11 protein-coding genes and 1 tRNA gene are annotated in these 13614 nt (G+C 61.0%); 7 read left to right on the top strand and 5 right to left on the bottom strand.

Annotation, left to right across the window (positions count from 1 at the left end; genetic code table 11):
• Positions 1 to 4: 4 nt before the first annotated feature.
• From pheT to RAS12_RS11420, 4 genes are all read left to right on the top strand, one after another.
• Positions 5 to 2422 (top strand): phenylalanine--tRNA ligase subunit beta, encoded by a 2418-nt coding sequence (gene pheT, locus RAS12_RS11435; RefSeq protein ID WP_306948416.1) that lies wholly within the window; start codon positions 5 to 7, stop codon positions 2420 to 2422.
• 3 nt (positions 2423 to 2425) lie between these two features.
• Positions 2426 to 2767 carry an integration host factor subunit alpha gene (locus RAS12_RS11430; RefSeq protein ID WP_006218744.1) on the top strand — a complete coding sequence of 114 codons (342 nt, stop codon included), beginning with the start codon at positions 2426 to 2428 and terminating at the stop codon, positions 2765 to 2767.
• A gap of 57 nt (positions 2768 to 2824) precedes the next feature.
• Complete coding sequence (locus RAS12_RS11425; RefSeq protein ID WP_306948408.1) at positions 2825 to 3259, top strand: MerR family transcriptional regulator; 435 nt, start codon at positions 2825 to 2827, stop codon at positions 3257 to 3259.
• Positions 3260 to 3490: 231 nt separating this feature from the next.
• Positions 3491 to 3567, top strand: a tRNA-Pro gene (locus RAS12_RS11420).
• A 44-nt stretch (positions 3568 to 3611) separates the two neighbouring features.
• On the opposite strand, the gene RAS12_RS11415 is transcribed toward RAS12_RS11420, so the two are convergent.
• On the bottom strand, positions 3612 to 4013 hold the full coding sequence (locus RAS12_RS11415) for a tyrosine-type recombinase/integrase (protein ID WP_306951417.1): 402 nt from the start codon (positions 4011 to 4013) through the stop codon (positions 3612 to 3614).
• Here RAS12_RS11415 and RAS12_RS11410 point away from each other — a divergent pair.
• The 3 genes from RAS12_RS11410 to RAS12_RS11405 are packed head-to-tail and all read left to right on the top strand — an operon-like array spanning position 4012 to position 4993.
• The gene (locus tag RAS12_RS11410; protein ID WP_306948406.1) at positions 4012 to 4611 is read left to right on the top strand and encodes a hypothetical protein; all 600 of its coding nucleotides are present in this window, start codon (positions 4012 to 4014) and stop codon (positions 4609 to 4611) included. The genes RAS12_RS11415 and RAS12_RS11410 overlap by 2 nt on opposite strands.
• Entirely contained in the window at positions 4584 to 4700 is a 117-nt protein-coding gene (locus RAS12_RS31055; protein ID WP_371321273.1) for a hypothetical protein, read from the top strand. Before RAS12_RS11410 ends, RAS12_RS31055 begins: the two co-directional genes overlap by 28 nt.
• Positions 4700 to 4993 carry a contact-dependent growth inhibition system immunity protein gene (locus tag RAS12_RS11405; RefSeq protein ID WP_306948404.1) on the top strand — a complete coding sequence of 98 codons (294 nt, stop codon included), beginning with the start codon at positions 4700 to 4702 and terminating at the stop codon, positions 4991 to 4993. The genes RAS12_RS31055 and RAS12_RS11405 overlap by 1 nt, the downstream gene beginning before the upstream one ends.
• Positions 4994 to 5210: 217 nt before the next feature.
• On the opposite strand, the gene RAS12_RS11400 is transcribed toward RAS12_RS11405, so the two are convergent.
• The 4 genes from RAS12_RS11400 to RAS12_RS11385 form a co-directional block, all read right to left on the bottom strand.
• Positions 5211 to 5447 (bottom strand): hypothetical protein, encoded by a 237-nt coding sequence (locus tag RAS12_RS11400; protein WP_306948402.1) that lies wholly within the window; start codon positions 5445 to 5447, stop codon positions 5211 to 5213.
• Positions 5448 to 5652: 205 nt separating this feature from the next.
• Positions 5653 to 6081: an SRPBCC family protein gene (locus RAS12_RS11395; RefSeq protein ID WP_306948401.1), complete on the bottom strand. Its 429-nt coding sequence runs from the start codon at positions 6079 to 6081 to the stop codon at positions 5653 to 5655.
• A 148-nt stretch (positions 6082 to 6229) separates the two neighbouring features.
• Positions 6230 to 9997, bottom strand: coding sequence for an autotransporter domain-containing protein (locus RAS12_RS11390; RefSeq protein WP_306948399.1), 3768 nt, complete (start codon positions 9995 to 9997; stop codon positions 6230 to 6232).
• A 215-nt stretch (positions 9998 to 10212) separates the two neighbouring features.
• Positions 10213 to 13614, bottom strand: coding sequence for an autotransporter outer membrane beta-barrel domain-containing protein (locus tag RAS12_RS11385; RefSeq protein WP_306948397.1), 3402 nt, complete (start codon positions 13612 to 13614; stop codon positions 10213 to 10215).

Genomic DNA, 13614 nt, shown 5'->3' with positions numbered 1-13614 from the left:
GATCATGCAATTTCCCGAATCCTGGCTGCGTACGCTGGTCAACCCTCCGATCGCAACCGATGAACTCGCGCACCGGCTCACCATGGCCGGTCTGGAAGTCGAAGAGACCGAACCCGCTGCACCCGCCTTTACCGGTGTGGTCGTGGGCCATATCGTCGACATCGCTCCGCATCCGGACGCTGACAAACTGCGTGTTTGCCAAGTCGATGACGGTTCCGGCGAACGCCTGCAAATCGTGTGCGGCGCGCCCAACGCTGCCGCCGGCCTGAAAGTGCCGCTGGCTCGCGTGGGCGCAGAGCTGCCTGGTGGCATGAAGATTGGCGTGGCCAAGATGCGCGGCGTGCAATCGGCCGGTATGTTGTGCTCGGCCCGTGAACTGGGCCTGTCGCAAGATCACGGCGGTCTGCTGGAGCTGCCGGCAGACATGGTTCCCGGTCAGTCCATTCGTGAAGCACTGGACCTGGACGACACGCTGTTTACGCTCAAGCTCACGCCTAACCGTGCCGACTGCCTGTCGATCTTGGGCGTGGCGCGCGAAGTGGCCGCGCTGACTGGCGCGCCCTTGTCGGTGCCCACGGCCGTGGCCGTGCCGGTGACGCTGGACGAGCGCTTGCCCGTCAAGATTGAAGCGCCTGAGTTGTGCGGCCGTTTTGGCGGCCGCGTGATCCGTGGCGTGAATGCCCGCGCTGCAACGCCCGACTGGATGAAGACGCGCCTCGAACGCGCCGGCCAGCGTTCGCTGTCGGCGCTGGTGGACATCTCCAACTACGTCATGCTGGAGCTGGGCCGTCCGTCGCACGTGTTCGATCTGGACAAGATCGGCGGCGATATCTCCGTGCGCTGGGCGCGCGAAGGTGAGACGCTTGAACTGCTGAACGGCCAGACCGTGACGCTGGACCCGAAGGTCGGCGTTGTGGTGGCTGGCGATCAGGTGGAAAGCCTGGCCGGCATCATGGGCGGCGAAGCCACCTCTGTGACGCTGGATACGCAGAACATCTATCTGGAAGCCGCGTTCTGGTGGCCGCAAGCCATTGCGGGCCGTGCGCGCCGCTATAAGTTCAGCTCGGAAGCCAGCCATCGCTTTGAGCGTGGGGTGGACTACGCCAGCATCCCGGAACACCTTGAATTCATCACCCGCCTGATCGTCGACATTTGCGGCGGCCAGGTTGGCCCGATCGACGATCAGATCGTCAACCTGCCGGTGCGCGCGCCTGTGCGCATGCGTTTGGCTCGTTGCCACCGCGTGCTGGGCGTGCCCGTCACGCGTGAGCAGGTCGCTACGATTTTCGGCAGCCTGGGTCTGGAATTCACCGTTGAAGGCGATGACTTCGTCGTCAGCCCGCCGTCGTTCCGCTTCGATCTGGAAATTGAAGAAGACCTGATCGAGGAAGTGGCCCGCATCTACGGTTTTGAGAGCATTCCCGACGTGCCGCCGATGGCGCGCGCCAAGATGTTCTCGCAGCCCGAAGTGCATCGCGGCGCGCATGCGCTGCGCCGCTTGACCGCTGCGCAGGACTATCAGGAAGTTGTGAACTACAGCTTCGTTGAAGCTGATTGGGAACGCGACTACGCCGGCAACGACACGCCGGTCCGTCTGGTCAACCCCATCGCCAGCCATTTGTCGGTCATGCGTTCCAGCCTGATCGGCGGCCTGGTTGCCAACATTCGCCACAACGCCAATCGCAAACAGACGCGCGTGCGCCTGTTCGAATTGGGTCGTGTGTTCATGCGCGATGCCGCTGTGCAAGATGGTCCGCTGGAAGTGGCCGGCGTAAGCCAGCCCATGCGCCTGTCTGGCGCGGCCTGGGGGCCGGCTGCGGAAGAGCAGTGGGGCGTTACGACGCGTCAGGTGGATTTCTTTGATGTAAAGATGGATGTCGAAGCGCTGTTTGGCGCACGCGGCCGCCGTTTGCGTTTCGAAGCTGCCGCACATCCGGCGCTGCATCCGGGCCGTAGCGCTCGTATCGAACTGGATGGCAAGGCAATCGGTTGGATCGGTGAGCTGCACCCGCGTTGGGCACAGCAAGCGGATCTGGCGCACGCACCCGTTGTGTTCGAACTGGATGTGGCTGTTTTGTCTGAAGGCGAGTTGCCCCAGGTGCGCGAGTTGTCCCGTCAGCCCGTGGTCGTTCGCGACTTGGCCTTGTGGGTTGATGCGCCTGTGTCCACGCAGTCCATGCTGGATACCGTCGCAGCTGCCGTTAAGGCAGACGCGCAACTGGCCGTGGTGCAGGATGTGCGCGTGTTCGACGTCTGGCGCGAGAAGCCCCAAGGCGGCGAACCCGTCACCGAGAAAAGCCTTGCTTTCCGATTCTGGCTACAGGACACTGAGGTCACTCTGGACGAAGCCCGTGTGGCAGATTGCCTGTCCCGCATCAAGGATGCATTGGTCAGTGCTCACGGCGCGCGCCAGCGTACTTGAACCATGGGGAACAGTATGCTTGCTGCCGAGCCACGCACCTTGACCAAGGCCGAGCTGGCCGAACTGCTTTTTGAGCGGGTCGGCCTGAATAAGCGCGAAGCCAAGGACATCGTCGATACGTTCTTCGAGGAAATCCGCGATGCTCTGGCGCGCGGAGACTCCGTCAAGCTTTCGGGCTTTGGCAATTTCCAGGTGCGCGACAAACCGCCGCGCCCTGGCCGCAATCCCAAGACCGGCGAGACCATTCCCATCGCCGCACGCCGCGTGGTTACGTTCCACGCGAGTCAGAAACTCAAGAGCGTGGTGGAGCAGGCGACCCCTGCTGCACCCGACGCCGCGGAGTGATACGCTTTGTCGGTAATTGTTATCGGCTCACGGCGCCTCGCGGCATAAAATTCGCTTATGACACGTACTGAACCCACCGTTACCTTACCGCCCATTCCCGCCAAGCGTTACTTCACCATCGGTGAAGTCAGCGAGCTGTGCGGCGTCAAGCCCCACGTCTTGCGGTATTGGGAACAGGAATTCACGCAGCTCAAGCCGGTGAAGCGACGCGGCAATCGCCGCTACTATCAGCATCACGAAGTGCTGCTGATCCGTCGTATCCGTTCTTTGCTGTACGAGCAAGGCTTCACGATCAGCGGTGCACGCAATCGCCTGGGCGATGCGCGCGACATGCCGCATGATCAAGACGCCGCCGTACGCTTGACCGGCGCCGAGATGCAGTCCTTGCGTAACGAGCTTGGCAACGTCTCGACGATGCTGGCCGAAGCCTTGGGCACGTCTGCAAACGCAGCGCCCACCCCAAGCGCTGGCAGCTTCGGTTCAGCTGCTTGATCGCATTGAGTTCTTCGCCGTCCAAGATTTTTGTTTGAACGCAGGTCCTGCAAAGTGCGTTGTCCTTCGGGCCAGATACTTTGCAGACATCAGTACCTTGCGCTTCGTGCGCCGCTTTGCATGCTACTGGTGCAAGCGACGGACATGAAGCGCAAATTTTTTTGAGTATTCAGCATTTTTTTGCACTAATGCGTGCAAACAAATTTTTGTTCTGCTATACTCTTTTTCTTTCGGGGCGTAGCGCAGCCTGGTAGCGCACTTGCATGGGGTGCAAGGGGTCGTGAGTTCGAATCCCACCGTCCCGACCAGCAATACCCTAAGGGGGCTAGTGATTAATCACTAGCCCCCTTTCTCATTTGCGGGGCTTTTGTGGGGACTCGCCCACTGCATCAAGCACTGCATCAAGCACTGCGTCACCCACGTTAGCCATCCGCCGTTTCAGCATAGTCAACGCCGGACTGCGCGTGCCGATTGCTGCGATACGGTTTGCACACTCAATCAGCTTGGCCAATTCTGCCGATGCGTAGTGAGATGTAATGCTGCCGTCCGTATGGCCCATTAGCGCCTTGCGATCTTCTTCCGGCACATCTGCTGCGCGTAGCCGTAGCCTGCGACCAAACGTGTGCTTCAAATCATGCGCACGCACCTGAATAGAGCCTAGGTGACCTGCGACGCCGTGTAGCGCCTTCCTGCGCGCTTGCTGTGCCAGAGGCCGTCTTCGCCCAGACTCGTAGCAAGTACGCGCTAAACAAATGCCCCGGCCAAAAACCGGGGCGTATGCATTTTCGGATCGCGAGGCTCGGAGAAATGACAGTCAGATTCAGACGACCCTGATCGACAAGGGTATTCCGTTTCGTGACATTCATCGCTCTATCAAAAGATGGGGTGAACGGATGGACGATGAATCAAGCATAAGCATTGTGCTCACGCCGGTGCAGTTGGCGGCGATCCTGCAAGGTGAGTCGGTCAGCAGCGAGACGACCCTCTCGAATCGCTTGTGGGGTGGTCTAAAGCTAGCTGGCGGCGTAGCGGAAATGATCGGCGGCGCTGCGTTATGCGCTGTGCCGGAACCCACTGGTGCGACGAAGATCGGCTGCGTGGTATTGGGTGGCCACGGCATAGATACAGCGTCAACAGGTCTGCAAGAAGTCTGGACCGGGCAAGAGATTCGGTCATTGACGGAGAGGGGGCTTACAGAGCTTGCTACTAGGCTCGGTGCAGAACCGGGATCTGGCAAGACGCTGGGCATGTCGGTCGAGCTTGCGGTGCCAGTCGGGTTTGCTGGTGCAATAAAAGCTGCGCGGGTGACGGTGACATCGGCGCCGTGTTGGTTCGAGGCGCTTCCGAACTAGTGCAAGGGCGAATTGTCAGGGTTGTGCTTAAAAAGCTCCCCTTCAACGGCATGCCTTACTTTGTCTTGACTGCTTACGTGGACATTTGATGATGGTTGACTTGGAGCAGTATCCTGCGCTCAACAACCTGCTTGCGGGTTATTTCCACGAAGACTATGACTTATTTGGCGAGACTATTGAGGAAGTAGTACTGGCGTATAAACAGGTGTCGACTTCGGAAGAGGTCGCGCAAGTTTGTTGCGAGATGGAAAAGTTTGTTGTCGAGTTTGGAAGCAGCGCTGCGGCGGCATATGCGGAACACTGGGGATCGTTCAACCCAGCTGGTGGAGGCTATACCATCTCTGCATTCTTTGACGCGTTGAAGCGAGTTCTGAACAGCTAAATTGATTGGCTGATTTTAGAGGTGGCGCCCTGAGCACACCCAGCAAATAAAAGCCCCGATACGGAATTCCGATCGGGGCTTTTGCATTGCATCTTTAAAAGACGGCGACGGCCGCGCAGCGGTAACTGCGCGACCGACAGCCGACCTACGGAGCATGCCCGCAACCGACCGTCGGAAAAAATTAGCGAAATCCTATGCGGGGCGCGTGTGACCCTGATCAGATTGCCGCGGCTACGATGATCACAATGAGCCCAACGGTAGCAACCGCGAAGCATTTGAGGACGTTTGGCATGATCTGCTTGAGCATTGCGCGGCCTTTGATTTTTCGATCTTCGCGCGTCGCTCCGGGACCGGCCTGGATACTAAACACTCCGCGTAGAAACACGACCAATGCAGCAAGCACACCAACAAAGAAAAGGACGCCACCAATAGTGGAGAGGATACCGACCAGCATTCTGAGAAGCCCTGGAGGATGAAACAGGTTGTCATCCTATGGGCGTGGGGCTGGCTTGGATATAGAACCAGTCCGAACTTTGGAGCGCATCGGGTCCGTGCGAGCTGCTGTGCAGCGGCATGTGCTGCACAGCCGCAGATCATCATGGCGCGGTCAGATGCAAAGTTCAGCAGCTCAGGCTGCCTGGCTGCCTTTCAACGCATCGCTATTGGGCAGACGCCTGGCCTTCCTCTGCATATGCTTTAAGTGATTTCATGGTTCGAGGAAGTCCCTCGCGAATCTGCTTGGCAACGCGAGGCCCGAAAACAAAGGCCAGGGCGCCCGAGAACCATATCCGATGAGTCACTTCGGAGCCGCCGTCTACCGGTGAAACCGTGTGCTCGAAGTGCATGCGGAACAACGGGATGTAGCCCTCTACGGTGAACGATCGGCCTTCGGAGCGCTCTGTGACAACCATGGGAACGCCCATGCCCTTGCTGGGAACTATCCGGCCTCTTGTCCCCACTGCGAATGGCCCATTCAGTTCGGCTCGTTTTGTGTCCGGGTCCCAAAGGTGCCATCGGTCAACCTCGCTCCAGATGCGGTCGACGACGATGGGCGGGACTGCGATGTGGATGCGCTCTTCGATTTGCATGAACGGGTGATTCCTGACTGAAAATTATCTCGCGGCAAGGAAAGTTTGCGCGGCTGCTTCGACCGTAGCGGGCACTCCAAGTGCACCGTTAGGCAAACAGCCGCGCAATCATCCAGATGCTGCTCGTGCAGCATTCATCCAGCCGCCCTCAATACCGCCAGCGCATGTTCAACGACCCCGCATGTTCGCGGTTCCCGCCGCCGTATTGTCCGCTGTAATTCAAGCCCAGGGAGGCACTACGCGACACCGCCACTTCGGCGCCAAACTCGGCCAGCGCAGCATTGCGGGCGATGGGCGAACCCGACACCGTGAATGCCTGGCCGCCGTCAAACGCGACGCTGCTCTGCGGCAGCAAGTCGCCAAACGCGTGGCGCCAGCCCAGGGTGGCTTGCAAGCGGCCTTCGATGCCGGCCAGCATAAAGTCTGTCTGCGCGCGCACGCCCAGCGTGCTGGTGGTTTGCTGGTCGTTGCTGCTTTGACCGCGCAGCGCCGCCGAGCCGCCCGACTCCGAGAAACCGCGTGTGCGCAGGTCGCTCCACGCGAGGCCGGCGAAGGGTTCAAGGGTGGTGCGGTCGGACAAGGCCATCGCATAGCCCAGTTCGGTGAAGAGCTGGGTGGTGTTGGCGCCATAGTCGGCAGTCAGTTTCTGCGATGCGCCGGCCACTGTAGCGTAGCGCTCGGTGCTGACGTCGTGCCAGGTGTAAGACGTACCGACCAGCAGGTTCAGTTTGCCCGCGCCGGTTTCGAATGACTTGCCGCCGTAGAGGGTTGCGCTGTAGCCGGACACATCTGCCTTCGATGCAAGGTCGTCGACGCGGATCTTGCTATCGGTGTAGCCGACGGCACCGCCTATGCGCCAGCCATTGCCCACACCATGATCGACGCCGGCGAAGACGCCGCCGGTGTGCTGGCGGACCTTGGAGGTGTTGTCGGTGGCGTTCTGTGTTTGCCAGTTGCCGATGAGCTCTGCCCAGGCCGGCTGTGCGTTGGAGGACGGCAGGGCGGACGCGGACAGCGTGCCGCCGGACTGCGCCGTCGGTGCGCCGGGACGCATGCCAGCCCCCAGATTTGCACGCAGGTGCGACAGCGGTACCGTGCGCGTAGTGGTGCTGGAACCGGCCAGGCTGGTAGCGACGCTGGCGTGCGCTTCACCGGACAGGCTGCTGAATGCGGCAGCCGGCGCGCCTTCTGGCAAGGTCAGGATGTACTCGTGCAACGCACTGCCCGAGGGCAGGCTGTCCAGCGCATTGGCGACGGCGCGCTGGTTGCCGGTGCGTGCTGCGTCGGCAAAGGCGATCGGCCGGCTGGGCGAGCCGCCATTGCCCGTATTTCCGCCGTTACCCGTATTGCCGCCGTTGCTCGTATCAACCTGCTTGCGTTCGAGCTGTAGCGTCACAGCCTGCGTGCTGTATCCAAGCGTCGGCGTGACGTAAGCGTAGTTTGACGACACCGTATCGAACTTGCCGTTGATCGCGTTGGCACTGAGGATGGTGTATTGGCGGGTGCTGGCCAAGCCAGCTTCGGGGCCTACGTGGATCACCGCGCCTGCCAGATTGGCGGCGCCGCTGACGTCGACGCGGGCGCTGGCGGACGAAGCCGGGTCCGCCATGACCTGATAGGTCGAGCCGGGTTTGAAGGTCAGGTCGCCCGCCACGGTGAGTGGGCTGGAGAACTGGCCCGGAGCGAGGCTTGCGCCGTTCTGTAGCGTTGTGGTGCCGACCTGGCCGGCGCCGCGCAACTGCGTGCCGCTGGCGAGCGTGAGCGTGCCGCCCAGCTTGCCGCCGGCCGCAACTTCAAGCGCACCGGCGCCGATAAGCGTCCCGCCAGAAAAGCCGCTGCTATCTCCCGAGACGACGAGCGAGCCTTCGCCCTGCTTGGTCAAGGCACCGCTTCCCGAGATGAGGCCGCCCAGGCGAAAGCGCGTGTTTGCAGCTACGTCGATGACGCTGGGCTGGGCCACAGTGACGCTGCGCGTCATGTCGAAGCTGGCTACGGACGCCAACGTGCCGCCATTGAGCGTGACGCTGCTTGCAGCGCCACCCAGGTTGGCGTCTTGGGCTACGACCACCTTACCGCTGCGAATCTCTGTGCCGCCCGTATACGCGTTGATGCCGGCAAGCGTCGTGCTGCCGCTGCCTGCCATCACCAGCAAGCCGCTGCCGGTGATGGTGTTGGCAACCGCGACGTTGTCGCTGCGATCCAGTATCAGCGTGCCGTCATTCACGACGCCGCCTGTGCCCAGTGTTCCCTTCGTGCCGCCGGCGCCCACGCGCAAGATGCCGTCGCGAATTACGGTCGTGCCGGCATAGTTATTGTTTTCAGCCAGTATGGCAGTGCCGTGACCGTCTTTGGCCAGCCCGCTTGTGCCGGTGATCGCGCCTGCGAGCGTGATGTCGTAGTTATTGACGAGGAGCGTGAGAGACTGGTTCAGCTCGATGGGTGTAGCAAGCTGCATGGCGGCGCCAGTTTCCAGGCTGCCGGCGCCGGAAACGAGCAGGCGGCCGGTGCCAAGCGCTGCCGCGTTACCCAGGTACAGAGAGCCTCCCGCCAGCTCCGTGCCGCCTTCGTAAGTGTTGGCGCCGTTCAGGCTCAGCGCGCCATTGCCCTCTTTTTTCAAGCGGCCCGTGCCCGACACGATGCCATCCAGGATCAATGTGCGATTGCCCGAAACGGTGAACCCGTCAGTCCCGATTGTCACTGCATTGGCCAGCGCTACGCCCGAACCGCCTGCCTGAAGGCCGCCACCATTCGCGCTGATCGCGTTGAGACCCAGGGCCAATGGATTGTCCACCGATAGAACGCCACCCGTGAGTTTGGTGCTGGTGCTCGCTCCGCTCAGCAGGGTTCCAAGCAGGGTCCATGTCCCGCTGCTCACCTCCAGGTGGCTGAAGTTACGGTAGTTTGCGGCGTCGATCGTGCCCGACCCGCCCGTGCCCGCGCCGCCGCCTACGGCATTCTGCAAAAAAAGCGTGTTACTGCCGCCCGCACCGCCGTCGACGACACCGGCTGCCGCATAGTTCAGCCGCGTACCCGTCACAAGGGTCTCGCCTTGGACGCTCAGGCCCTTTTGGACCTGGGAGCCCGTAATCGCGATGAAGCTGTTATTGCCGCCTCCCTCTCCCAGCGACACGCTGCCGATGATCGAACCAGCATTGGTGAATATATTGCCGGCAGCGGAGCTCTCGAAGGCCACCCGTCCGGTGATATTCCCCGAATTTGTCATGTTGACCTTGCCGCCACCCCTGACCGCGACCACGGCGGCATCTCCGGCCGCGTTCGTATAGCTGATCGCGTCAGAGGAACCGATGTTGCCGTCGTTGACGATCGTCGTGGTGGCGGCCAGACCGCTGCCGTTCCTTACGTCCAGCGCCATGCCGGTGGTGTTCAACAAGGCGCCATGGGGCTCGAGTACGACGCCGTTAATGATGCCGTGGTTCGTGATATTCAGGAGGCTGTTGTTGGCATTGCCGATCGTCAGGCCCGAGATCGGTTGGGTCATTCCTGCCAGCGCTGCTGCGTCGATCGTGCCTCTGTTAACGAACGTGGCGTTACTGCCGCTCATCGTCACGGCACTCGAACTCAGCGGCGCGGCCGTGATCACGGCGGTATTGTCCATCGTCAGGGTCAGGTTGGTGACTGCTGTGGTCACGCCAGCCATGGCGTTTGAGCAGGTGGCCACGCCGCCGGTGTTAAAGCTGGTGCAGGTGGCATGGGCTCCCTCTGGCAGCCCAAGTAGCAGACCCGCAGCAGCCAAGGCAAGGACGGCGCCGGTTGGGTGTTTCGCCGCCCGGCTGCCTTGCTGCGGCATTGTCACGCCGGCGGTGGCCCCCGCGCCGCTCTTTGTGCGAGCCGTTTCGGGAGCGGCGATCCAAGCGCCAAGTGCGCGATTCCAGATACAACGATAAATTTTGTTCATTACGCAGACGTCGAGGTTGTTCAAGCAGCGTTCATTGCGATCGCCATTTAATTAGCGATGCACATGGTAACGTGGGTAACAAATAATGACCAAGAAATATGTCAACTGATGTGTGATATCTGGCATTGCCATGGCGCTGCCCAGTTTGGCCAAAAAAATAGGGCCGCATGTGTCCATGCGGCCCAGACTTCTTTCGTGCGGGAAGGGTCTACGGTTTACCAGCTGAATTTGACGCCGGCTTGTCCGCTGACGTCGCTAAAGCTATTGCTGCCTTGTTGGTAGCCCACACTGCCGTAACCACTCCAGCCCCGACCGATTTCGAACTGCGCGCCGACCTTGGTTTCAAGGATGTTCTTCGGCAGGTCATGGCTCAGACGCTCGCCATCCATCGCGATCGACGATTTGTTGCCGCCCGACCACCAGTTCACTTCCGCAAACGGCTGGATCCGGTTCGAGCTGGTGTCCGACGAACGGGCATAGACGCGCGCGCCCAACCGTGTCGTCGTGCCACCGGCCTTGCCGCTTTGCACCCGTGTGCCATTCTCTTCGCGAACGTCGTCGCTGCGGTAGTCGGTGTGAATCACTTGCGCTTGCGGTTCCAGATAGACACCGTAGCGTTCGCCTTGATGCACCTTGAACGCATAACCCGCTTCTAACGAACCTGACCAGGTGCGAGATTTGTACTTCTCGCTACCCAGATGGTCGCCCTTGACGGTGTTGTCGAAATCACCGTACTGCAACCACGTATCGACATACGCGCCTTCGGGGCTCGAGGGGTTCTGGAACCACGTGCCGTAGATGCCGATGTTCTTGCCATCCACAATGCCACGCGCCTTGTGGCCAGTGATATTGGACTTGGCATCGGTGGTGGCGCGGCCATAGCCGCCCATCACGCCGGCATGCAAGCGGCCTGTGCCAGCATCGAATTGCTTTTCCGCGCCCAACTGCATGACGGTGGTGTTCGTGTCGACATCAATCTGGCCGCCGGTCTTGCCGGAATTCAACTTGCTGGTCTGCACACGCATCCAGGTTGCGTAGCCATCACCGTCGTCTTTGCGGGCGGTCAGGCCCGGTTCGCCTACACGGTCGTGCATGGTGTGCTGGAACATGCGCAGCGCTGCGTTCTGGTTCCCCAGATACGCACCGGGTTCGGGGCGCAGCGTCGGCTTGCCCGGCTGTCCCGGCGTGCCGGGAATTTCAGGCATGCCCGGAACCTCGGGCGTACCCGGATTCTTCGGGTCTGCTTCTGAACGCAGATACCAATTGCCATCATCCGGCGTGGTCTTGCCGCCCTGGTAGAGCTGGTAGTCGTACAGGCCAGCGACGGCTCGGCCTTGCAGCGCGAAGGTGCCGTTGGAAACACCCGCCACGCTGATCAGCTCGATACCGTTATCCGTGGCAGCACCCGCGCCGCCCGCATTCTTCACTTGCACAAAGGTCTCGCCGCTTGTGTTGCCGCCGACCACCAGCCTGTCGGTGACGGAATCGTCGCTGCCCAGCGCCGTATTCATCAGCAGGGCGCCGCCGTTGCCAACGTAGTCGCCGGACACGGTCAAGGTTGCGCCAGCCATGGGAGCGCTGCGCGCGGAGGGATTCATATTTCCGGCAAAGGCAACTACGCCCGCGTTTTCCAGGCTCGCAATTTTCTGATCAAAACCACCCATATCCAGCGTTGCGGCCGGGCCTGTCTTGTAGCCGGAATTGCCGCTGAAGACCCCAGCGGCGCCAGCTTGCAGCGTGCCGCCATTCACGGTTGTTGTGCCGGTGTAATTGCTCTGCCCAAGCAGGCGCACCGTACCGGTGTTTACCTTGTTGACGGTAAGGTTGCCGTTCATCTGCGCATCGAAGTCGGTAGCGTCGGTGTGATTGAAGTTGATCGTCGCCACACCTTCTCCGCCTTGAACGCGGGTAGCGTCCAACGTGCCGGCCTTGTTGCCGCTGCCGATGTTCAGCGTGCCAGTCGAACCGGCCGCTTGCGCCAACACTACGTCGCCGCTGCTGCGCACATGTCCCTCTTCCATAATGGTGAAGTCGCCCGTACCCTCCTGACCCACGTGTAGCGTACCCGCGTTGTCCAGCAATGAGCTGGCGCCGCTGACGTAAACGGTGCCGCTACTGTTGCCCGGGCCGGTGCCTAGAGCGACCGAGCTGCTGTGGACGGTGCCGCCGTCAACAATGGACAAGGAGCCGTGGCCGCTGTGGGTGATGTCTTCGTCAAACATGTCCTGCGCGCCTCGGCCCAGTTCAAGATTGCCGCTACGCCACGTCGATCCCGCGCCTTCGACGAGCACCTGACCAATCGAATCACCGTATTTCGCGTGAGCGCTACCGATATGGCTGGTGGCATTGGCCGATACATTGACCTCACCACCCGCCTCGACGACCAGGCTACCTGCCATGCCTTCGGCAATGTACAGATCACCGTGATCGAAGTTCAAGGACGAGCCGCTGCCGGTCACCAAGACGGAAGGGGGCCGTGTGCCGGCACTCAGAATGCCAGTGCCTATGCGGTTGTCAGCGTAGGCGCCGTCAGCCTTGACGTTACTGCTGATGCGGCCGCCGTCGGCAACGACGATGCTGCCGTTGCTTTGAAGTTCGCCGTTGATTTCCCACGCAGAACCGGCGCCCGAGATGGTGGCGGCGCCCGCAGCGTAGACCGTCCCAGTATCACCGGTGACGACCTTGCCGCCCTGGTCCACCATCAAATTCGAGGTTGGGTGATCGTCGGAATAATCTCCAACGGTTAGATTATTGTTATTCCAGGCTGAACCGTTTCCGGTCACGTGGACAAAGCTGCCTTCAGATCCCGAGGAGGATATTGAGCCGTTGCCGCTGTTCACCAAGCCGCCATCGCTGACCGTCATCCGGCCCACACCGCTGCCGCCCACTTGCAACATATTGGTGCTGGTTAATTGAGAGCCTGCTCCGTCTACCAATACGCTACCGACAGCGCCTTGGTTGGCAGTGTCAACATTATTGCCGATGCGTATTTCGTTAGCGTCGACCTTGCCGCCGTCGCGAATATAAAGGTTGCCTTGGCTATCTGTGCCGGAGGCGACGCTCAACTTGCCGGCGATGTTCAAGGTCGAGTCTGGGCCAGACACATTGACAGTGCCAGTGGAACCCAATCCCACCGTTGCGCTACTGCTACTCACAGAACCGCCATTCTCGACGTTCACCGTGCCATCGCCGTTAAAGCCGACCCACAAGACACCGTCGACGGCCAAGCTCGTGCCAGGCCCCGTTACGTCGACCGTTCCAGTGGAGCCCTTTCCGATGCCAACGACGACCCCTGTGGAGGTGACCGTTCCCTGGTCTGTGATGGTCAAACTGCCCGTGCTGTCGGCGCCCAGGCCAACGTTGATCGTGCCGCTGTGCCAGGCCGAATCAGGACCCGTAACCGAGACGGAACCCGTGCTGCCGGCAGCGTCGCCGATGTAACCGTAGCTTGGAGTGGTGACGGTGCCGCCATCGGTGATCGTCAAGCTGCCAGAGGCGCCGGCATTGCTTCCCAAGCGGATGGAATCCACTTCCCACGGGCTCGGCCGGTCCCCACCGTTCACGCCGGAAACAACGATGTCATTGTTGATGTTGTCGGCTCTGGCAGATGACGTCAT

The sequence above is a fragment of the Achromobacter seleniivolatilans genome, assembly GCF_030864005.1.
Taxonomy (GTDB): Bacteria; Pseudomonadota; Gammaproteobacteria; order Burkholderiales; family Burkholderiaceae_B; genus Achromobacter; species Achromobacter seleniivolatilans.
This window is presented reverse-complemented; position numbering and strand designations above follow the sequence as displayed.